This is a genomic window from Nocardia sp. NPDC003183, assembly GCF_053590715.1.
Genome location: NZ_JBSFTG010000010.1, coordinates 1 through 19,920, shown reverse-complemented (window position 1 = coordinate 19,920; position 19,920 = coordinate 1). Strand labels below are relative to the sequence as shown.

Sequence of the window (19,920 nt, the reverse complement as noted above, 5' to 3'; positions counted from 1 at the left end):
CCAAAAATTTCCCTCCCGTTGCGGATGTGCACACGGCGCGGACACGGCTACCCTCGATAGCAGGAGGTGAGCGACGTGACGTACCTATTGGCACTCATCGCGATCGTGGCCATCGCGGTGTTGTGCTGGAAGGCGTTCGGCCCCGAAATGCAACGCCCGAATCCCGGCCCACCCTCGCGCAGACCGGTTCTCGGCCCCGACGACGACCCGGAATTCCTCTGGCGCCTCGGCAAACAACCACGTGACGACTCCGGCCCAGCCGAGTGACCCTCACGATGTGCGTCGCCGTGAGCTGACGCACATACCCCCGTTGCGCGTCGAAAGAGCTGGGTAGATAACGTATTCCGGTGATTGATGTGCAGCAGGGTTCTGTCCCGACCACTTGGCGCGCGGCCGACGGCAGCGCCGTGACGTTCACCGAGGCACGGTCGGAGTGGACTCGCGCCGCACACGAGGTGCTGGCCGACACCGCTACCCGGTTCAACAACTTCATCGTCAATACGGAGTTGGCCGAGCTGGTCCAGGAAGAATCCGGGATCCGCACCGCGGTGAAGTGGCAGCACTGGCTGCCGGTCGTGCTGGACAAAGTCGCCGAGCACTGTCACAAGAACAACGAGCCGCCCCTGAGCGCGCTGTGCGTGCGCAAGAACCAGACCGTGGGCACCGGCTACCGCTACATCCTCGAACTCGCGGGCCTGCCCATCCCCGACGACCTCGAAATGCACGCGGCCGCGGCCCGCTGGCAGTGCTACCAGCACTACGCCACCGACCTCCCCGCCGACGGCGGCCTGCCCACCCTCCCCCCGAAGGTCGCCGCCATCCGCCAGTCCACCTCCGCGGACCTGGCCACCGCCGAAGCAGCCGAGGCAGCCGTCAAACGCCCCTCCGCCGCCCGCCGCACCGTAGCCGCCATCCCCAAGCCGGAGCCGGTGCGCAAGCCGGTCTGCCTCAACTGCCACGTGGAACTCCCCGCCAACAAGATCTGCTACTACTGCTGACTCCGAGGCGCCTCAGGGCTCCCACAGCGGGTTGTGCAAGATGGCCAGGTTCTGGCGTGCGGTGACCGCGAGACTGTGCGCGTAACTGTCGGGATGCAGCCGATCGAGGATGCTCCAGTACGAGGCCGCAGCGCGTTGCCGAAGCCCGGCCAGCGCCTGTGTCGCCGCCAAGTTGTTGCGACGCCCGAGCGTTTCGAGACTGTCGTCGCCGAGTTTCCGTTCGCTGTAGTCGACGTTCGAGTCGAGTAGGTCAAGGGCATGACGGTACTCACCGGCAGCGGAATACCCCAATGCCAGATTGTTGCGAAGGGTGAGCGTCATGTCGTCGTCGACGCCGAGAACATGCTCGGCGATCGACACGATATCGTTCAGCACCTCCAGTCCTTCGGAGAAGTACCCTGCATCGCAGTAGGACCGGCCGAGGGCATTTCGCACCTGCAACGTGATGGGCTGGTCGGCACCGAACTTCTCCGCGCACTGTTGAGCGAGCGGCTCCAACACCGCGATCGCTTCCGAGTAGCGTCCGCTGTCGCGGTGATTCTCCGCGACAGCCACCCGATACGACGCCGTAGTGATCTCGGAAAACGGTGCGCGTCCCAGGCCGCTGGCTCGCCAGATCGCCGCCGCCGCGTACGCGATATCGACCGGTGCCCGCGCCACCATCGGACGCGCAGGCGCCACGGGCCACGGTTTCGACGGCGGCGCCTCGCGAACGACCCATGCCATCAGCGTTTCTCGCAGCTGCTCGGGCTGCGTGCCCGCAACGTGGAATCGGTGGGTAGCCCCCGCCACATCCAGGCGAATCACGGAGCCGTCGGCCCACCCGATTCCGGCACTGATCACTTCGACAAGGTCGGGCGTGCGCACATCGACACCCGTCACCTCGCGCCAGCCGACCACGAACGCCGAGCGCACCGATCGGCGCCACCGGATTTCCGAATGCGAGAAACTCAACTTCCCCGCACGCTCAGTCGATCCCCCGGACCGATCCCCCGCCCCGTAGGTCACACCGGACAGCCGAAGATCGTGTGCCACAAGACCTATGGTCTCATCTCGGAGCTATGCAGACACGCTATATCGGAGGTAGCGGCCGCTCAGTTCAGCCCCGCATAGCTGTGCAATCCGCTGATCACCATGTTGATGATGAAGAGGTTGAACAGCATCGCTACGAAGCCGGCGATGTTGATCCAGGCTGCCTTGGTGTCTCGCCAGCCCGAGGTGGCTCGGGCGTGCAGGTAGGCCGCGTAGAGGACCCAGGCGATGAAGGAGCAGGTTTCCTTGGGGTCCCAGCCCCAGAAGCGGCCCCAGGCGGCTTCGGCCCAGATGGCGCCGAGGATGACGCCTGCGCCGAAGAGGGGGAAGCCGATGATGGTGGTTTTGTAGGCGAGCTGGTCGAGGGTGCGGGCGTCGGGGAGGCGGCGGGCGATGATGCCGACGATGTTGGTGGATTCCTCGCCCGCGGGCTGACGCATGCGGAACAGGTAGAGCAGGCTGGCCACGCCCGAGACCAGGAAGACGCCGCTGCCGATGCTGACGATGGTGACGTGGATCGGCAGCCAGAACGAGCGAAGGGCGGGGACCACGGGGGCGGCGTCGGCGTAGAGGACCGTGCCTGCCAGGAACATCAGGATCAGCACGGGGACCAGCAGGAACGCCCACATGGCCCGGTAGCGCTGGTCGCGCAGGAAGATCAGGCCGATCACCACGGCGGCCGCGGTGGCCATGGTGGTGAACTCGTACATGTTGCCCAGCGGGAAGCGGTGGGTGGCGAAGCCGCGCAGCACGATCGAACCGATGTGCAGGACCGCGCCGACCACCAGCACCGAGAAGGCCATGTTGCCCAGCCGTTCGGCGAGCGGTTTGGCCTCGGGGGTCTCGATCCTGCCGGGCAACCCGGGGTCGCCGGCGGGGACGAGTTCGCGGGCGGCGACCTGCTTGGCGCGCGCCGAGGCATACTGCACGATCAGCAGGACCGTGGCCAGGGCGTAGATGGCCATGGCCGACATGAACGCGAAGTCGCTGTACCGTGCCAGCGTTTCGTCGATCTGCATCAGGATTCCGTCTCCATGTCGAGTGCGCGGATCACTTCTCCGCTCCCAGCAGCCGTGTCCGCAGTCGATCGAACTCGGCGCCCCAGCCCGCTTGATCGCTTCTGGCCAGGCCGCCCATTTCTACTACGGCGCGTCGTTGACCCACGGTACCCGCCGCGGCCTCGACCGGGTACGCCCGGATCCAGATCCGTCGCCGTTTCAGCAACAGCGACACCAGCAGACCGGCCATCATCGTCAGCGCGCTCACCAGCACCCACTGCTGGGCGGGGTCGTGCGAGACCTGCAGGTTCACGAATTCCTCGGCGCCGTCGAAGGTGACCTTCGCCCCGCTCGGCAACGTGGTCGACTCGCCGGGACGCAGGTTGACCCGCGCCTCCTTGGTCAACCGACCCTGCTTGATCATCTCCGGGTCCAGCGAGAACAGCGACTGGGAACGACCGGTGTCGAGACCGGTATTGCCGCGATAGACATCGACCGCGACCGCTGGGTCATCCATCCGGGGGAACGACGAGGTGAGCAGGCTGCCGTGAAACATCGCGGTCGGCGCGAACAGGCCCTCGATGGCGATCTGGTTCTGCCGACGTTCCTCGTCGGTGGCGTACATGCCGCCGGGCGGGTCGATGCGCAGCACACCGCTGGACAGGAAGGTCTGCGCGTCGTCGGGCCGCCACTGGATGGTCTCGGTGCGGGTCTGCCCGTTGGGGAAGGTGACGGTGAACGTCGGCGCGAAGCCGTGCCCCTGCAGGTAGACGCGGTCACCGGCGACCCGCAACGGATGGTTCACCTGGAGCTCGGTGCTGCGCCACGTGTCGGTGCTCAGGTCCGCGCCCGCCTGGTACTCGATGTTCGAGTGGAACATCTCGGCCTGGCCGGTGGGCAGGTAGTCGGCCTTGAAGTCCTTCACCTTGATGCACAGCGGCGTCATGCCGGTGCCGTCGTTGGTGTTGCCCGCCCGGAACGAGTCGAAGACCGCGGGCGAGGTGGTGCAGAAGCCGGGACCATCGTTGGCGATCACGATGACATTGCCCTCGTACCCGAGCAGCTTGCCCAGCGCGATCGCGACGAGCAGCCCGACCAGCGACAGGTGGAACACCAGGTTGCCGAACTCGCGCAGATAGCCCTTCTCCGCGGACAGCGTCACTTCGCCGTCGCGCTGACCGGGGCGCACCTCGGTCCGCCACCCACGCAAGGAAGCCTTGGCGGCCTCGATCACCTCGTCGGGAGTCCGGTCGTCGGTTTCGCTGGAGTGGTGCGGCAACCGGCTGAGGTTGCGCGGCGCGGGCACCGGCGGGGTACGCAGTGCCCGGTAGTGGTCCCAGCAGCGCGGCAGGATGCAGCCGACCAGCGAGATGAACAGCAGCACGTAGATGGCGGTGAACCAGAAGCTGCCGAACACGTCGAACAGTTCGAACCGGTCCATCCACGGACCCAGTGTCGGACGGTCGGCGATGTACTGGTCGACCTTCTGCGCGTTGAGGCTGCGTTGCGGCAGCAGGGCGCCGGGGATGGCGGCCAGCGCGAGCAGGAACAGCAGCACCAGTGCGGTACGCATGCTCGTGAGGCCGCGCCAGGAATTACGGACCAGGGCCCAGGCCCGGCCCAGCAGCGACTGCCGGACGGGCGGGGTGGGGGTGGTCGGTGTGGTCAGCGTGTCAGTCATCAGATCGGAAGAGTCACCTCGGAGACGAACCCGTCACGCACCCAGCCGACGAACTGATCCCATGCCCCCGTGACCAGCGCGACGCCGACGGCGACGAGCAGAAAACCCCCGATTACCTGAATGGTGCGCGAATTGCGCCGCAGCCAGCCGACCCCGCGCAACGCACCGGCCGACCCGAAGGCCAGCACGATGAACGGCAGCCCGAGACCGAGGCAGTAGGCGACGATCAACGTCACCCCGCGCACGGCGGTGGTGCCCTCGGTACCCGCGGACACCGCCATCACACCCGACAGCGTGGGCCCCAGACACGGGGTCCAGCCGAGCGCGAACACCCCGCCGAGCAGCGGCGCGCCGAGGATGCTGGTGAGCCTGCGCGGCTCCATCCGCGTGTCGCGCTGCAGGGCGGGGACCAGGCCGATGAACACCAGACCCATCAGGATCGTCACCACACCGCCGATGCGCTGCAGCAGTTCCCGATTCACATTGAGGGTCTGGATCACGCCGAAAACAGTGGCCGTGGCCAGCACGAACACCACCGTGAACCCGGCGACGAACAGCCCGGCGGCACCGGCCACCCGCATCTTCGCGCTACGGCGCTGCGCGGTGAGCGTGCTCGCCTGCGCGTTGGTGGCAGGCGGCGCCTCGGCACCGACCAGCCCGGCCAGGTAGGACAGATAGCCGGGGACGAGCGGCACGACACACGGTGAAGCGAACGACACCAGGCCCGCGAGCAGGCAGGCTCCCAGCGCCAGCAGAAGCGGACCCGATGCCGCCGTCTGCTGGAAGGAATCCCCGACTGCGGCGAGCGGAATCACTCGTCGGTGTCCGTATCCATGTCATGCTGCTCGTCGCGCGGCAACGACAGGGTTCGCTCGGTCTCGGCCGGATCAGCGGGGCCGAAATCGAACAGACCGGCGCCGGCGACACTGCGCGGCACGGTCGCGATGCCGGCCCAACGGTCGTCGACCGTCCAGCCCGCACCCATTCGGCGGGCGCCCTGACGGGGACGACACGCGGTCAGATTTCCTGGACGACGACGGCTGCTCACTGCTTCTCCTCGGCGGCGATGCGCTCGACCACGGGCTGAAGGTCTTCGGCCAATAGCGAGCGAAGGAAGACCGCGGCGACCCGGTGCTGACGATCCAGGATCAACGTGGTCGGAATAACACTGGTGGGAAAGTTTCCGCCGAGAGCGAGCAAGGTCCGCATCGACGGGTCGTAGATGGACGGGTATTCGATCTTGTTGTCCACTACGAAGTCCTGGGCTTTGTCGCGCTGATGGTCACGGACGTTGATCCCCAGGAACGCGACGCCTTGATCTCTGGTCGCCGCGAAGACTTTTTCGAGAGCGGGCGACTCGGCGCGGCACGGGCCACACCACTGTCCCCACAGGTTCACGACCACGATCTGGTTCGGGAAATCGTCGACCGAAACGGTCTTTCCCTCGTTCATCAGATCGGGCCCCGAGAGCGTGCCGATCGTCCCGCGCGTGGCGGGCGGATCGTAGTAGATATCCGTTTTACCACCGGGTGAGACGAATTCGAAGGTCCCACCGCCGGTGGCGACCGCATCGGTACCCGTCGAACAGCCCGCCGCGGCGATGATCACCAGCAGGGCGGACAGAACGGCGGTCAGCGCCCGCGGCCGACGGCCACGGGCGGTTCCCGACGAGGTGCAGCGTGTCATGCGCCGTGGACCGACGGATCCGACGCCCCGGCGGGCTCGGAATAGACGATGTCGACGAGCGTGTCGCCGTGGTAGACCAGCGAGGTCAGCGATGCCAGCGAGCACTGCCGGTTGCGCGGGTCGTGCCACAACCGCTGACCCTGCAGGAATCGGCGCAGCGTCCACACGGGCAGCTGATGCGAGACCAGCACCACCTCGTGACCGGCGGCCTCGACGCGGGCCTTGTTCACCGCGGCGAGCATGCGATGAGCGATCTGCAGATACGGCTCGCCCCAGGACGGGGTGAACGGGTCGCGCAGCTTCCACCAGTGCCGCGGCTTGCGCAGCGCACCGTCACCGACGGAGACGCGCAGGCCCTCGAAGGTGTTGCCCGCTTCGATCAGGTTCTCGTCGGTGCGCACGATCAGGTCGTGGGCGGCCGCGATCGGCGCCGCGGTCTCCTGGGCGCGCTGCAACGGGGAGGCGATCACCATCGCGATGTCGTGATCGGCCAGCGAGCGCGCGACCGCACCGGCCTGCGAGCGACCGGCCACCGAGAGGCTGAAGCCGGGCAGGCGACCGTAGAGGATGCCGTTCGGGTTGTGCACTTCGCCGTGGCGCAGCACGTGCACGATGGTTTCGACGCTCGACGGGTCGTCGTCGAGGGCGGGGGGTGCGGCGGCGGGGGCAGGATGGGGCGCCTCGTCGCTATCCGCCGGGACTGGGGCGAATTCTGCGTCGGGCTGGTCGGAGCTCACGCTGGGGATCCTTCGGGGGTTGCGGCCGCGGCCGCGAGGGCGGCGGCGGGCAGAGCGGCGGCGATACGGTCGAACGCGTCCTCGTCGAGTGCCGCGGAGACGAACCATGCCTCGAACGCGCTCGGCGGCGCGTACACGCCCGCGTCGAGCAGGGCGTGGAAGAAGGCAGGGTAACGCCAGGTCTGGCTCGCTTTGGCGGCGGCGTAATCGGTCACCGGACGCTCGGCGAAGAACACGCTCACCATATTGCCTGCGAACTGGACTTGATGCTCGACACCGGCCTCTGTCAGGGCTTTCGCGAACAACGCGCCGAGACGATCGGCATTGCGGTCCAGCGCCGCGTACACCTCGTCGTCGGCCGCACGCAGGGTCGCCAGGCCCGCGGCGACGGCGACGGGGTTACCGGACAGCGTGCCCGCCTGATACACCGGGCCGAGCGGGGCGAGGTTGTTCATGATCTCGGCGCGACCGCCGAACGCGGCGGCGGGCAGGCCACCGCTCATCACCTTGCCGAAGGTGTAGAGGTCACCGGCGACGCCTTCGCGGCCGTACCAACCCGACGCGCTGACCCGGAATCCGGTCATCACCTCGTCCATGATCAGCAGCGCGCCGTTGTCGTGGGCGAGGGTGCGCAGACCTTCGTTGAAGCCGGGCAGCGGCGCGACCGCGCCCATGTTGCCCGCGGCCGCCTCGGTGATGACGCAGGCGATCAGGCCGGGGTGCGCGTCGAAGGCAGCGGCGACGGCGGCGAGGTCGTTGTAGGGCAACACGATGGTGTCGGCGGCCTGCGCGCCGGTGACGCCGGGTGAGGTCGGCAGACCGAGGGTTGCGACACCGGAGCCCGCGTCGGCCAGCAACGCGTCGACGTGACCGTGGTAGCAGCCGGAGAATTTGATGATCTTGGATCGGCCGGTGAAACCGCGGGCCAAGCGGACCGCGCTCATCGTGGCCTCGGTACCGGAGTTCACCAGGCGGACCCGCTCGACGGGGTCGACGCGGGCGGCGATGGCCTCGGCCAGCTCGATCTCGGCCTCGGTCGGCGCACCGAACGACAGTCCGCTCGTCGCGGCCTTCTGCACGGCCTCGACGACGGCGGGGTGGGCGTGACCGAGGATCATCGGCCCCCATGAGCACACCAGATCGACGTAGTCGTTGCCGTCGGCATCGGTGAGCGTGTAGCCGCTCGCGGAGGTGATGAACCGTGGCGTACCGCCGACCGAGTTGAACGCACGAACCGGGGAATTGACGCCACCCGGGATCACGGCGGCCGCCCGCTCGAAGAGCTGGGCCGAAACCGGTACCTGCGTAAGACTCACGGATTCCAGTGTCTCAGTTCGCCTCGGCACGCCGGACGACAGGGTGGAGCACAGTGACCCAGACCGCAGCGACCCACCGACGACACGCCCGACACGCCGCCCCGATCCGGGAAAGAATTCGATCTAGGCCCATTGGCCTGCGACTACGCTCCGGGCGGCTCAGCACCTGAGCCATAGGGAAATCAGGTATCAGCGAGAGGGTATTTCATGCGTTTCGGCGTCACCAGCACTGCCCTTGGCACAGGATTCGTCGCGGCGGGAGTGCTACTCGGCGCGGGTTCGGCCACCGCGTTCGCACCACAGGCCCAGCCCGATCGGATCGGTGCCCAACTCAGCCACGAGGAGACCGCGGCCCTCGGGGCGGGGCCGATTCCGGCGATCACCGCGATGCTCGTACCCGCCAATCGGATCGGCGCGGGTCTGCATCCCGACAGCGATCTGTACCGCGACGCCGACGGCGGCATCCACGCCACCCTGCGTCAGGTGGTGACGGAAGCGGCGGCCCATCCCGACGGCACCGTCTCCGTCTTCCTGAACGCGCCCGGCACGCGCGGCGGCCGCATCGTCGACGTCTACCAGCAGTGGACCAGCTGATCAGGTGTACATGCAGGGCACTTCGGCCGAGATCGTGTGCAGCTGGCACATGATGCCGTTGTAGATGCCGCTCGAGCCGGTCTCCGGGGCGAAACCGTCGGCGGCCGGCTCGGCGATCATCGGGGTGAGCGGCAGGCCGGGGGCGGCCTGGGCGGGCGCCGCGGCCAGGGCGATCGTCGCCACCGCGGCGGCGACGGCACAGATTCCTGCGGTCAGTCTGGTCATCGATTCCTCCTCGAGGGAGCCCGCGGTGCGAGCTCGCGTCCCGAACCCCCACGCACACATCGGAATTCGGCTTCCTCTAGATCATCGGTTCGAGATCGCGCGGTGCTACAGATCCGCGGTAGATCCTGGTGATGACATCGATGACCAGCACCCCGCTCACGATCACCAGCGCACAGGCGAGCACCAGCAACGGCGGCACGTAGCGCACCGCCTCGAACCCGGGGTGCTCATCGGTGCCAGCGAATTCGGTCGTGCGCCGTGCGGCGCACCAGCTGACGATCGCGCAGGCAAGGAAGAGCACGGCGAAGCCGAGTTCGAACAGCGCGATCCAGCGTCTCATTCCTGCGATCCTGCCAGGGGCGAGATCGAATCAGCCGACCAGGCTCGGTAGCAGAATCAGCGCGATGACGGCGAGGGTGAGTACAACCATCAGCCCGATCACCAACAGGTCGCGTCGCAGGCTGTGTGGTTGCTCGATCACCACGCGCATCATTGCCTCCGCTCCCCCGGCGCTCAACCGGTGTGACAATCCTCACCATACACTGTGTGGTGTCACTTCCGGCGGGACTGGAAGTACTTCGTCGACTCGGGCCGGTAGCTGAGGAACGCGGCCCCCGCGGCGAGCACGCCCTGCACGATCGCCGAGCCGCCCGCCACGATCGTCGCTGGATTGGCGACCGCGGAGAAGCTGAACATGGTGGCGACGGCGCCGAGTCCGAGCCAGATCGCGACAACAGTGAGCACCGTGCGCGCCCAGCTCTTGCCACGGCCGAGCTGATGCGCGATCGCCACGGTGACACCGGCCAGCAGCACCCCGACCAGCGCGGTCAGCGCGAAAGCCACCAGCACCATCACGTCGACGGTCGACGCCGGGAAGTTCGGATCCGACTTGTGCATCTCGTCGAGGAACTGCTTGCTGAGCTTGTCGCGCTCCCCGGTCATGGTGATGACACTGGCGAAGGTGTAGACGACACCGAGGCCGGCGATTCCCCACCACAGCTGACGAGCGGTGCCGACGTCCTCCGGCACGGGAAGGGTTTCGGGTTTGTTCGGCGGAACGATCACGACAGCCAGTGTGCTGCCTCGGTCGCCCAGTAGGTGAGCACGATGTCCGCGCCTGCCCGCCGGATGCCGATCAGCGACTCCAGGATCGAAGCCCGGCGATCGATCCAGCCACGCTCGGCGGCGGCGGTGATCATCGCGTACTCGCCGGAGATCTGATAGGCCGCGACGGGGACGGTGGAACGGTCGGCGACGTCGCGCAGGATGTCGAGGTAGGACATCGCGGGCTTCACCATCACGATGTCGGCGCCCTCGGCGAGGTCGAGGTCGAGCTCGCGCAGCGACTCGCGGCGGTTGGCCGGATCCTGCTGATAGGTGCGGCGATCGCCTTCCAGCGACGAGCCGACGGCCTCACGGAAGGGGCCGTAGAAGGCCGAGGCGTACTTGGCCGCGTAGGCGAGGATGGCGGTGTCGGTGCGCCCGACCGCATCGAGCCCACGCCGGATCGCGCCGACCTGTCCGTCCATCATGCCGCTGGTTCCGAGCAGATCGGCACCGGCTTCGGCCTGCGACAGCGCCATCTCCACGTAGCGGTGCAAGGTGGCGTCGTTGTCGACCGCGCCATCGGTGCCGATGACCCCGCAGTGGCCGTGGTCGGTGAATTCGTCGAGGCAGGTGTCGGCCATGATGACCGTCGCGTCCCCGACTTCTTCGGCCAGCGCGCGCAGACCGCGGTTCAGGATCCCGTTCGGATCACTGGCCTGGCTGCCGGTGGCGTCCTTGTCCTCGGACAGCGGCACACCGAACAGCATCAGTCCGCCCACCCCGGCGGCCACCGATTCCGCGGCGGCCTTGCGCAGCGAGTCCAGCGTGTGCTGATACACCCCCGGCATCGAGCTGATCTCCCGCGGCTCGTCGAGTCCGTCGGCCACGAACATCGGCAGTACCAACTGACGCGGCTGCAGCGTGGTCTCGGCGACGAGTCGACGCAATGCGGGTGTCCTGCGCAACCGCCGCGGGCGGTCGAAAGCGGTCATAGCCCGCAGAATACGCCTGTCCCCCGATGGTCGCCGCAGCGCCTACAACGGGTCGCGACGGCGGGCGGTTTCGCCCAGAATCTGCTCGAAAGTTGCGAAGACCGGGGACGGGCCGGCCGAACTCCACGTTTCGTTGGTGAGCAGGATCGCCGTCACCGCGCCGTCATTGGACCAGGTCGAGCCGAGACCGCCTGCCCAGCCGTAGGCACCTGCGCGTGGGCCGTCGGGTTGGTCGCGTACCTGGACGCCGACGCCGTAACCCCACCCCGCGCTGTCGCCGGGGCCGGGTCCGCCGCGGGCCAGTTGCTCGGCGGTGAGGTGGTTGGTGGTCATGGCCGCGACGGCTCGCTCGGACAGCACTCGGATGCCGTCGAGTTCGCCGCCGTCGCGCAGCATCCGCGCGAAGCGGTAGTAGTCGGCGAGAGTGGAGACCAGGCCGTCACCGCCCCCTTCGAAGTCGGGTGGAGTGCTCCATTGACCGTCGACGGGGTCGAAGACGGTGCGGGTGCCGTCTGTTTCCGAGTAATGCGGGCCGAATCGGGCCAGCTTGTCAGGCGGGACGGAGAAACCGGTGTCGGTCATGCCGAGTGGGCGCAGGACACGCTCCGCCAGGAATTCCGAGAGCGGTTTGCTCGCTGCCCTGGCGACCAGGAATCCGAGGATCGACGCGCCGACGTGGTAGAGCCAGCGTTCGCCGGGCTGATACTGCAGGGGCAGGGTGCCGAGCCGGCGCAGCCAGATGTCCGGAGGCAACATCCGCGCGGGCGTCGGCGGGCCCCAGCCGAGGTCGAGGGCACTCCAGGCGGCGTCGAACGGCTTGGGTGCGAAGTCGGCGAAATCCATGCCCCAGCCGAGGCGGAAGGTGAGCAGGTCGCCGACGGCGATCGGGCGGTTCACCGCGACCGTGTCGGCGACTTCGGCGGTGGGGTGCGCGAGCACACGTAAGCCGGCGAGTTCCGGGAGGAGCCGGTCGACCGGTTCGGCCGGATCGAGTACGCCGTCGTCGATCAGAATCGAGGCCGCCGCCGCGGTGAGCGGTTTGGTCATCGAGGAGATCCGGAAGATGGTGTCGGTGCGCGTCGGGGTGGTGCGGGTGTCGTCGAGGTGGCCGATGGCGCCGGTGATGACATCGTCTCCGGTTGCCACGAGCCATGCCAGGCCGAGCAGTTCGTCCGCCGCGACGTGCGCGCCGAGCCGCTTGTCGATCTCGTTCACGGTCATCGCCTCTCCCCGGGTTGCCTTGCGCTACTAGACCACAGCGGTCCGACAGCTACCCGCGAATCACCACGCGCGGCGCTTCGCCGAGGTCGGCGACCGGTCGCGGCGAACCTGTGGATAACATCGAAACCCACTGGAGCTCAATGGCTTCCGCGAGAGATCGACGAAACCTGTCGGTGCCCCTCGGTATAATCGAAAGCGTGTTCGAGGGTTCCGACGATCGGGGGCGGGACCCAAACGCAACGGGAGGACGCCGAATGAATGCCATTGCCGCTCAGACCACTTTCATCACCGCGCCGTACGTGCCGCTCGAGAAGAAGCGACTGCCCGCGGGCCGTCCGCGCCGCTGGTACGTGGCGCACAACCGTCGGCTCAAGGCCATGCGGTTGACGATCGCGCTGCTGGATTCCGGTGTGTACCTACCCAATCAGGCCACCAACGACACGATCCGGCGCACCGCCGAGAAGATCGACATCCGCCCGCCGTCCGATGCCACCTGCCGGCTCGTGCGCACACTGCTGCGCTACAGCCGATGACCTCGATACGCCGAAAGCCCGCCGTTGCGGGCGGGCTTTCGGGGTATCTGCTGAGATCAGCGGCTGCTGCTGCGGCGGCTCTTCTTACGCGGCGGCGGCAGCAAGCCCTCGGCGCGCAGGCGCGACGCGTGCTCGGCCAGTGCCTCCACCAGTGGGCCCACCTGAGCCGTCTCGGGCTGCACGTCCACACGCAGACCGAACTCGATCGCGGTCTCCGCGGTCTTCGGGCCGATGCAGGCCACGATGGTGCGAGCGTGCGGCTTGCCCGCGATGCCGACCAGGTTGCGCACCGTGGAGGACGAGGTGAACAGGACCGCGTCGAAACCGCCGGTCTTGATCATCTCGCGGGTCTCCGCGGGCGGCGGCGAGGCGCGCACCGTGCGGTAGGCGGTGACGTCGTCGATCTCCCAGCCGCGCTCACGCAGGCCCTCGGCCAGGGTCTCGGTGGCGATGTCGGCGCGGGGCAACAGCACCCGGTTCACCGGATCGAACACGTCGTCGTAGGGCGGGAAGTCGGCGAGCAGGCCCTCGGAGGACTGTTCGCCGCTGGGCACCAGTTCGGGGTTGATACCGAAGGAGCGCACCCGCTCCGCGGTGGCCTCGCCGACGCAGGCGATCTTCACACCGGAGAACGCGCGAGCGTCCAGTCCGAACTCGGCGAACTTCTCCCACACCGCGCGCACCGCGTTGGTGGAGGTGAACACCACCCACTGGTAGCGCCCGTCGACCAGACCCTTCACGGCCCGTTCCATCTGGGCGGGGCTGCGCGGCGGCTCCACCGCGATGGTCGGCACCTCGATCGGGATCGCGCCGTGGGTGACGAGCCGCTCGCTCATCTCCCCCGCCTGATCCTTGGTGCGCGGGACGAGCACGGTCCAGCCGTAGAGGGCACGCGACTCCCACCACGACATCTTGGCGCGCTTGTCGACTTCCTTGCCGACCGTCACGACCAGCGGGCCGACGAGCTCGGACGCGGCGTTGTTCAGCGAGGCCAGCGTGGCCTCGATGGTGCGCTGCTGACGAGTGGTGCCACGCACGGTGACCGCGACCGGCGTCTGCGGCGCCATACCGTGTTCCACCAGCGCGCTGGCGGTCTCGGCCAGGTGACCGGAGGTGGCGTGCAGCACCAGCGGGCCGGGGGCGGCGGCCAGCGCCGACCAGTCGACCTCGCCGCGCACATCGGCCTCGGTGTGCCCGGAGCCCAGCGCGATGCCCGCGTAGCTGGGCACGGCCGAGCCGTTGGGCAGGCCCGGCAGCACCTCGAACACCATGTGCGAGCGGGTGACGGCGTTGACCTCGTTGATCACCGAATCGGTGGTCAACGGGTCGCCGGTGACGATGCGGACCACGTCGTGACCGTTGCGCGCCTCGGCGATCAGCGTCTTGGCCACCTCGGCGGGTTCGCCGAGGGCGGGCCGCACGTCGACCGGGCTCTCGCCGTCCTCCCCCACCTCGACCGCGCTACCGATCAGGGCGAGCACGCCCTTGTCGACATCGGGGTCGGTGAAGGCCAGCATCGCCCGCTCGAGCACCTCACGGGCACGCACGGTCAGCAGGGCCGGGTCGCCGGGGCCGGATCCGACGAAGAGGATCCGCCCTGGTTGCTTCTTGGTAGCTCGGCTGCTGCTCATCGGTTGTTCTCCATCGGGCTGGAATTAGTGAAGTCGGTGGGCGCCGGTTCGTCTGTGACGCTCAGCAATGCGCGAGCACCCAGGTCCAGCAGTTCGCGCGCCAGCGTGCGACCGAGTTCGGCCGCGTCTTTCGGCGCGCCGACGATCGAGGCGCGAAGGACATCGGAGCCGTCGATCGCGGCGGCACAGGCGCGCAGCGAGAGTTCGTCGAAGATCCGGCCGTCCTCGTCGATCGACTCGACGATCTCGGCGAGCGCTCCGATCGGCGCGGTGCAGCCTGCCTCGAGCTCACCGAGCAGCGAACGCTCGGCGAGCACCGCGGCTCTGGTCGCGGCATCGTCCAGACCGGCGAGTATCTCGATCAATTGCGGGTCGTCACTGCGGCATTCGACCGCGAGCGCGCCCTGCGAGGGGGCGGGCAGCATCTGCACCGGTTCGAGCGATTCGGTGATCTCGTCGGTGCGCCCGATCCGGCACAGGCCGGCGCGGGCGATGACGATCGCGTCGAGTTCGCCCTCGCTCACCTTGCGCAGGCGGGAGTCGATATTGCCGCGCAGCGGAAGGATGTCGAGGCCGAGGCCGAGTGCGCGCAGCTGCGCGGCGCGGCGCGGCGCCGAGGTCCCGACGCGAGCACCGGCGGGCAGTTCGCCGAGCACCATGCCGTCACGAGCCACCAGCGCGTCGCGCGGGTCCTCGCGGGGCGGGATCGCGGCGATGGTGAAGCGCGGGTCCTGCGCGGTGGGGAGGTCCTTATAGGAATGCACCGCGATGTCGATGCCGCCCGCGGCGAGCTCGTCGCGCAGCGCGGAGGTGAACACCCCGACACCGATCTTCTGCACCGGATCCGAGGACAGATCGCCCGGCGTCTTGATGACCACCAGTTCGGCGGGCTGCCCCACCGCGATCAGCGCATCACGGATGGTGCCCGCCTGTGTCAGCGCGAGCAGGCTGCCGCGCGTGCCGATCCGCCACGGCGCACTGCTGCTGCCTGCGGTCACGGTGTCCTCTTCCTGCACTGTCGTGGTCATGCGGTTTCCTCCTGCGCATGCCCGAGCGGCGCTGCGTGGTTTCGCATGCTGCCTGTGTCGGGTCTTGACTCGGTCAAGCGTGACGGCCCATCGCCGAGGTGGCCTGCGGTGAAGTCGTCGGCCAGCGCGGACTCCGCCGCGGCGACCTCCATCGGGGCGGCAACCGCTTGTACCGCACCAGGTTTCAGTTCGAACAGCTCACGCAACGCTTCGGCGTAGCTGTCGCCGCCCGGCGTCGATGCCAGCTGCTTCACCCGCACGGTCGGCGCGTGCAGCAACTTGTCGACGACGCGGCGCACCGTGCGGGCCACCTCGTCGCGGGCCGGGTCGGCCAGGTCGGGCAGCCGCGAATCGAGGCGGAGCAGTTCGGCCTCCACCACATCGGCGGCACGCTGACGCAGCGCGGCCACCGTAGGAGTGACCTCCGCCATGCGTTGCCCGGCAAGGTATTTGGCGAGTTCGTCGGCGACGATGACGCGCGCGGCGGCGGTGTCGTCGGCCGCGGCTCCCGCGGCCGGATCGCGCTGCAGCGATTCGATGTCGATGACGGCGACGCCGGGCAGGCCTGCCACGGCGTGCTCCACATCGCGGGGCAGGCCCAGATCGCAGAAGACCAGTGGACGCTCGGCGGCGTCGGTGCGCGCCCGGCCCGCGAGCGCGCGATGGGTATCGGCCAGAGTCACCACGGACCCGACCGCGCCCGTACAGGTGATCACCACATCGGTACCCGCCATGGCCTCGGTGAGCCGCGACATCTCGACCGCCTCGGCGTCGACACCGTGCATGGTGCGCCCGGTCTCGGCGAGACGCTGTGCGCGTTCAAGGGTCCGGTTGACGACGATGATGCGCCCGATCCCGGCCCGCGACAGATGCGCGACGGCCAGCCCGCCCATCGCGCCCGCACCGACCACCACGGCGGTCCGTCCGGCGAGATCGCCCACGACACCGCGCGCCCGATCCAGCGCCACCGACACCACCGAGGCACCGGCCCGGTCGATCCCGGTCTCCGAGTGCACCCGCTTGCCGACCCGCAACCCGTGCTGAGCCAGCTCGTGCAGGGTGCGCCCGACCGCCTGCTGACCGTCGGCGCTGGCGTAGGCGCTGCGAATCTGGCTGAGCACCTGCTGCTCGCCGACGACCATCGAGTCCAAGCCGCTGGCGACCGCGAACAGATGCTCGGCCGCGGCCTCGCTGTAGCGCACGTAGGCGTGCTTGGTGAGGTCGCCCAGCGGCAGTCCGGAATGCTTGGTGAGCAGCTCGCTCACCTCGCCGAGTCCGCCGTGGAAGGCGTCGACGACCGCGTAGACCTCGACCCGGTTACAGGTGGAGACGATCATCGCCTCCGACACGTGGCTCGAGGCGAGCAGCCGATCCACCAGCTTCGGCCGATCGGCCTCACTGATGGCCACCTTCTCCAGCACCGACACCGGGGCGCTGCGGTGCGAAATCCCTACCAGCAGAACACTCATGACCACACCTCGCCGGCGCTGTGCCCTGTCATGCGTGTCCGCACGCCGTGTCGCTGTTCAGCTCGCTGGCGCTCGCTCATGGCGTGATCACCGATCCCTTGGTGCTTGGCTCCGTTGCCGAGTGGGGTGTGGCCGAGTGCGGCGCGGTACGCCGTGTCGGCCTGCCGCGGGCCGGTTCGACCGGTGCGGCATGGGTGAGGTGGTTCGGCGGCGGTACCCGGCGCGCGACGCGGCCGGAGCCGACCTCGGCGATCTCGGGCAGCGCGGGCGCGTCGTTGCGCGCGGCATCGAAGGACAGCATCTGCAGTTCCATCGCCAGGTCGACGCGGCGGACCTGGACATGGGCGGGCGCGCGCAGTTCCAGCGGCGCGAAACTCAGGATCGACGGCAGTCCGGCGTCGACGAGCCGGTCACACACGTCCTGGGCGGCTTCGTCGGGCACGGCCACCACCGCGATCGTCGGCGTCAGCGCCGGAATCTGCGCGGTCAGTTGCTCGACATCGCGCACGACGAGACCGGCGTACGACTGGCCGATCACCGACGGGTCGTTGTCGAAGATCCCGACCACGGTGAAGCCTCGTACCCCGAATCCGCCGTAACCGACCAGCGCGCGACCCAGATTGCCCGCGCCGATCAGCACTACCCGATGTCCCTGCGACAGTCCGAGCACATCTTCGATCCTCGTGCGCAACTTGGCTACGTCATAGCCGACACCCCGCACACCGTTGGGTCCGAGGAAGGAAAGATCCTTGCGCAGCTTCGCCGAATTGACACCCGCCGCGACAGCGAGTTCCTCACTCGATACGATGACTACACCCTCGTCGGCCAACCCGGCGAGAACCCGGAGATAGGTAGCAAGACGAGTCACCGTGGCCTGCGGAATGTCCCGCACAAGAGCCTTGCCGGAGACGCCACTCGGCGTCTCGTGCTGCTCTGTCACGTCGTCGGCTCCTCGTTCCGGGCCTGATCGCGGTCCGGTTCCTCTGTTTCGTTCACCGGTGTGGGTCGCTGCAATTACGAGAGCGCGACCGGTGCCATAGGGGCGGTACAAACCCGGCCACCGCCGCCGCGTGGAGCGGCGGTGCGGATTGCGTGTCACCACCGTAACCGCTTGTGCAGGCGTTCACAAAGTCGGTGAATTCGGCCTCATTTTCCGTCGCGACCAGCGATCCGGCTCAGGTCCGCCCGCAAACGGGGCTCATCGACGTCGAAATAGCTGTGTTCACGGCCGTTCAACAGGACCACCGGCAGGCGATCACCGTATTCGGCACGCAGTTCCGGCTCCCTGACCGCGGCTTCGTCGACGTCTACAGTGGCGACCGGGAGACCGAAATCACCACAGATCATCCGCAATTGCTCCAGTGCCGCGCTGCACATGCCGCAACCAGCGCGGGTCAACAGGGTCACCGTCGGTGTGGGATTAGTCATGAGTCCTATTTAATCCCCGAGCCCGCAGCGGGTTGTCGGTGCAGCCGGTTACTGTGGACATGGTTCGCGCGACTAGCGGAGGGTACTGGTGCCGGAACGTTCGAAGGTGACTAGGGCCGGATTCGTCGCAGGGCGATTCGGGGAGTTCCCTGCACGGTGGCAGCCCAGCCGCCTCGGTCAGGAACTGCAGGAACAGTTCGCACGGCTGCCACGCAGCCCGTTCGGACCGAGCGAAGAAGAGTTACGCGCCAACCTGGCCGGTGAGGCCAGCGCCGACGCCGCGCTCGAGCTGCACGATGCCGAGCTCGCCGAGCAGGGTGCCGACGCGGGCCCCGAGGTTCCGCGCGACCTCACCGCCGCGGCGTTCTTCGACGTCGACAACACCCTCGTGCAGGGTGCCTCGATCGTCCACTTCGCCCGCGGGTTGGCCGCGCGCAAGTACTTCAAGACCTCCGATCTGGTCGACGTCGCCTGGAAGCAGGTGAAGTTCCGGGTCACCGGCAAGGAGAACTCCTCCGACATGGTCTCGGGCCGGGAGAAGGCGCTCAGCTTCATCGCGGGCCGCCCCACGGCCGAACTCGCGGCACTCGGCGAGGAGATCTACGACGAGATCATCGCCGACAAGATCTGGCCCGGCACCCGCGCACTCGCCCAGATGCACCTCGACGCCGGCCAGCAGGTCTGGCTGGTGACCGCCACCCCCGTCGAGCTGGCCAATGTGATCGCCAAACGCCTCGGTCTGACCGGCGCCCTCGGCACGGTCGCCGAGAGTGTCGACGGCAAGTTCACCGGCCGCCTGGTCGGCGACATCCTGCACGGGCTCGGCAAGGCGCACGCGGTGCGTACCCTCGCCATCCGCGAAGGGCTCAACCTCAAGCGCTGCACCGCCTACTCCGACAGCCACAACGACGTCCCCATGCTGTCGCTGGTCGGCACCGCTGTCGCCATCAACCCCGACTCCGACCTGCGCGAGGTCGCGAAGAACCGCGGCTGGGAAATCCGCGACTTCCGCACCGGCCGCAAAGCAGCCAAGATCGGCGTCCCCACCGCCCTGGCGCTGGGCGCCGCGGGTGGCGCGGTAGCAGCAGTAGTAGCCCGCCACCGCGAACACTGAGTCCCGGCCGCCTTCCACACCCCATAAACCCCAACCCCGCACCCGCGACCCCTAGGGAGCGGCGGCCACGAAGTGGCCGGTCGCGGCCGGGTCGCCGGTTAGCCGCCGGGGCGTAGGCGACGAAGGAGCAAGCCCCGGTGGCTAACCGGCGGCCCCTCAGGGCCGCGACTCGAGCGCGCCAGCGCTCCAA

At 68.4% G+C, this 19,920-nt stretch carries 24 protein-coding genes; 5 read left to right on the top strand and 19 right to left on the bottom strand.

Going from position 1 to position 19,920, the window contains the following annotated elements; genetic code table 11:
• Positions 1–75 precede the first annotated feature (75 nt).
• Both ACWDXS_RS25000 and ACWDXS_RS24995 read left to right on the top strand, forming a co-directional pair.
• The gene (locus ACWDXS_RS25000) at positions 76–267 is read left to right on the top strand and encodes a hypothetical protein (RefSeq protein WP_378634199.1); all 192 of its coding nucleotides are present in this window, start codon (positions 76–78) and stop codon (positions 265–267) included.
• Positions 268–347: 80 nt separating this feature from the next.
• Entirely contained in the window at positions 348–998 is a 651-nt protein-coding gene (locus ACWDXS_RS24995) for a hypothetical protein (protein WP_378634197.1), read from the top strand.
• Between the two features lie 12 nt (positions 999–1,010).
• Here the strand turns inward: ACWDXS_RS24995 and ACWDXS_RS24990 are convergent, their stop codons facing one another.
• From ACWDXS_RS24990 to hemL, 8 genes are all read right to left on the bottom strand, one after another.
• Positions 1,011–2,033 (bottom strand): tetratricopeptide repeat protein, encoded by a 1,023-nt coding sequence (locus tag ACWDXS_RS24990; RefSeq protein WP_449969192.1) that lies wholly within the window; start codon positions 2,031–2,033, stop codon positions 1,011–1,013.
• Positions 2,034–2,092: 59 nt separating this feature from the next.
• The gene (ccsB, locus tag ACWDXS_RS24985; RefSeq protein WP_387445679.1) at positions 2,093–3,049 is read right to left on the bottom strand and encodes a c-type cytochrome biogenesis protein CcsB; all 957 of its coding nucleotides are present in this window, start codon (positions 3,047–3,049) and stop codon (positions 2,093–2,095) included.
• Between the two features lie 31 nt (positions 3,050–3,080).
• The gene (gene resB, locus ACWDXS_RS24980) at positions 3,081–4,709 is read right to left on the bottom strand and encodes a cytochrome c biogenesis protein ResB (RefSeq protein ID WP_378991014.1); all 1,629 of its coding nucleotides are present in this window, start codon (positions 4,707–4,709) and stop codon (positions 3,081–3,083) included.
• On the bottom strand, positions 4,709–5,524 hold the full coding sequence (locus ACWDXS_RS24975) for a cytochrome c biogenesis CcdA family protein (RefSeq protein WP_378991016.1): 816 nt from the start codon (positions 5,522–5,524) through the stop codon (positions 4,709–4,711). Before ACWDXS_RS24975 ends, resB begins: the two co-directional genes overlap by 1 nt.
• Positions 5,521–5,757, bottom strand: coding sequence for a hypothetical protein (locus tag ACWDXS_RS24970; protein ID WP_378991018.1), 237 nt, complete (start codon positions 5,755–5,757; stop codon positions 5,521–5,523). The genes ACWDXS_RS24975 and ACWDXS_RS24970 overlap by 4 nt, the downstream gene beginning before the upstream one ends.
• The gene (locus ACWDXS_RS24965; RefSeq protein ID WP_379318188.1) at positions 5,754–6,395 is read right to left on the bottom strand and encodes a TlpA disulfide reductase family protein; all 642 of its coding nucleotides are present in this window, start codon (positions 6,393–6,395) and stop codon (positions 5,754–5,756) included. Before ACWDXS_RS24965 ends, ACWDXS_RS24970 begins: the two co-directional genes overlap by 4 nt.
• Positions 6,392–7,009: a histidine phosphatase family protein gene (locus ACWDXS_RS24960; protein ID WP_378943160.1), complete on the bottom strand. Its 618-nt coding sequence runs from the start codon at positions 7,007–7,009 to the stop codon at positions 6,392–6,394. Before ACWDXS_RS24960 ends, ACWDXS_RS24965 begins: the two co-directional genes overlap by 4 nt.
• 119 nt (positions 7,010–7,128) lie before the next feature.
• The gene (hemL, locus tag ACWDXS_RS24955; protein WP_378991020.1) at positions 7,129–8,448 is read right to left on the bottom strand and encodes a glutamate-1-semialdehyde 2,1-aminomutase; all 1,320 of its coding nucleotides are present in this window, start codon (positions 8,446–8,448) and stop codon (positions 7,129–7,131) included.
• Between the two features lie 207 nt (positions 8,449–8,655).
• Here hemL and ACWDXS_RS24950 point away from each other — a divergent pair, with 207 nt between their 5' ends.
• Positions 8,656–9,042, top strand: a complete 387-nt coding sequence (locus ACWDXS_RS24950) for a hypothetical protein (RefSeq protein ID WP_378991023.1) — start codon at positions 8,656–8,658, stop codon at positions 9,040–9,042.
• On the opposite strand, the gene ACWDXS_RS24945 is transcribed toward ACWDXS_RS24950, so the two are convergent.
• The 6 genes from ACWDXS_RS24945 to ACWDXS_RS24920 form a co-directional block, all read right to left on the bottom strand.
• Positions 9,043–9,267: a hypothetical protein gene (locus ACWDXS_RS24945; protein WP_449969185.1), complete on the bottom strand. Its 225-nt coding sequence runs from the start codon at positions 9,265–9,267 to the stop codon at positions 9,043–9,045. It abuts the gene before it with no gap.
• Positions 9,268–9,343: 76 nt separating this feature from the next.
• Positions 9,344–9,607, bottom strand: coding sequence for a hypothetical protein (locus ACWDXS_RS24940; RefSeq protein ID WP_449969182.1), 264 nt, complete (start codon positions 9,605–9,607; stop codon positions 9,344–9,346).
• 30 nt (positions 9,608–9,637) lie between these two features.
• Positions 9,638–9,760: a hypothetical protein gene (locus ACWDXS_RS24935; protein ID WP_281258081.1), complete on the bottom strand. Its 123-nt coding sequence runs from the start codon at positions 9,758–9,760 to the stop codon at positions 9,638–9,640.
• Between the two features lie 59 nt (positions 9,761–9,819).
• The gene (locus tag ACWDXS_RS24930) at positions 9,820–10,332 is read right to left on the bottom strand and encodes a hypothetical protein (RefSeq protein ID WP_378991025.1); all 513 of its coding nucleotides are present in this window, start codon (positions 10,330–10,332) and stop codon (positions 9,820–9,822) included.
• Positions 10,329–11,306, bottom strand: a complete 978-nt coding sequence (gene hemB, locus ACWDXS_RS24925) for a porphobilinogen synthase (RefSeq protein WP_449969178.1) — start codon at positions 11,304–11,306, stop codon at positions 10,329–10,331. The genes ACWDXS_RS24930 and hemB overlap by 4 nt, the downstream gene beginning before the upstream one ends.
• Positions 11,307–11,348: 42 nt before the next feature.
• Complete coding sequence (locus ACWDXS_RS24920) at positions 11,349–12,527, bottom strand: serine hydrolase domain-containing protein (protein ID WP_449969175.1); 1,179 nt, start codon at positions 12,525–12,527, stop codon at positions 11,349–11,351.
• A gap of 254 nt (positions 12,528–12,781) precedes the next feature.
• Here ACWDXS_RS24920 and ACWDXS_RS24915 point away from each other — a divergent pair, with 254 nt between their 5' ends.
• On the top strand, positions 12,782–13,060 hold the full coding sequence (locus ACWDXS_RS24915; protein WP_364403472.1) for a hypothetical protein: 279 nt from the start codon (positions 12,782–12,784) through the stop codon (positions 13,058–13,060).
• Between the two features lie 56 nt (positions 13,061–13,116).
• Here ACWDXS_RS24915 and ACWDXS_RS24910 read toward each other — a convergent pair whose 3' ends face one another.
• The 5 genes from ACWDXS_RS24910 to ACWDXS_RS24890 all read right to left on the bottom strand — a co-directional run bounded on the left by ACWDXS_RS24910 (position 13,117) and on the right by ACWDXS_RS24890 (position 18,616).
• The gene (locus tag ACWDXS_RS24910; RefSeq protein WP_378634163.1) at positions 13,117–14,691 is read right to left on the bottom strand and encodes a bifunctional uroporphyrinogen-III C-methyltransferase/uroporphyrinogen-III synthase; all 1,575 of its coding nucleotides are present in this window, start codon (positions 14,689–14,691) and stop codon (positions 13,117–13,119) included.
• On the bottom strand, positions 14,688–15,719 hold the full coding sequence (gene hemC, locus ACWDXS_RS24905; RefSeq protein ID WP_379298615.1) for a hydroxymethylbilane synthase: 1,032 nt from the start codon (positions 15,717–15,719) through the stop codon (positions 14,688–14,690). Before hemC ends, ACWDXS_RS24910 begins: the two co-directional genes overlap by 4 nt.
• Positions 15,716–17,188: a glutamyl-tRNA reductase gene (locus ACWDXS_RS24900; RefSeq protein WP_379313521.1), complete on the bottom strand. Its 1,473-nt coding sequence runs from the start codon at positions 17,186–17,188 to the stop codon at positions 15,716–15,718. The genes hemC and ACWDXS_RS24900 overlap by 4 nt, the downstream gene beginning before the upstream one ends.
• A 76-nt stretch (positions 17,189–17,264) precedes the next feature.
• Positions 17,265–18,128, bottom strand: coding sequence for a redox-sensing transcriptional repressor Rex (locus tag ACWDXS_RS24895; RefSeq protein WP_378634153.1), 864 nt, complete (start codon positions 18,126–18,128; stop codon positions 17,265–17,267).
• Positions 18,129–18,334: 206 nt separating this feature from the next.
• Positions 18,335–18,616 (bottom strand): glutaredoxin family protein, encoded by a 282-nt coding sequence (locus ACWDXS_RS24890; protein WP_378991033.1) that lies wholly within the window; start codon positions 18,614–18,616, stop codon positions 18,335–18,337.
• A gap of 88 nt (positions 18,617–18,704) precedes the next feature.
• On the opposite strand from ACWDXS_RS24890, the gene ACWDXS_RS24885 reads away from it, so the two are divergent.
• A complete protein-coding gene (locus tag ACWDXS_RS24885) occupies positions 18,705–19,730 on the top strand; it encodes an HAD family hydrolase (protein ID WP_378991035.1) in 1,026 nt (341 codons plus the stop codon).
• Positions 19,731–19,920: the final 190 nt, after the last annotated feature.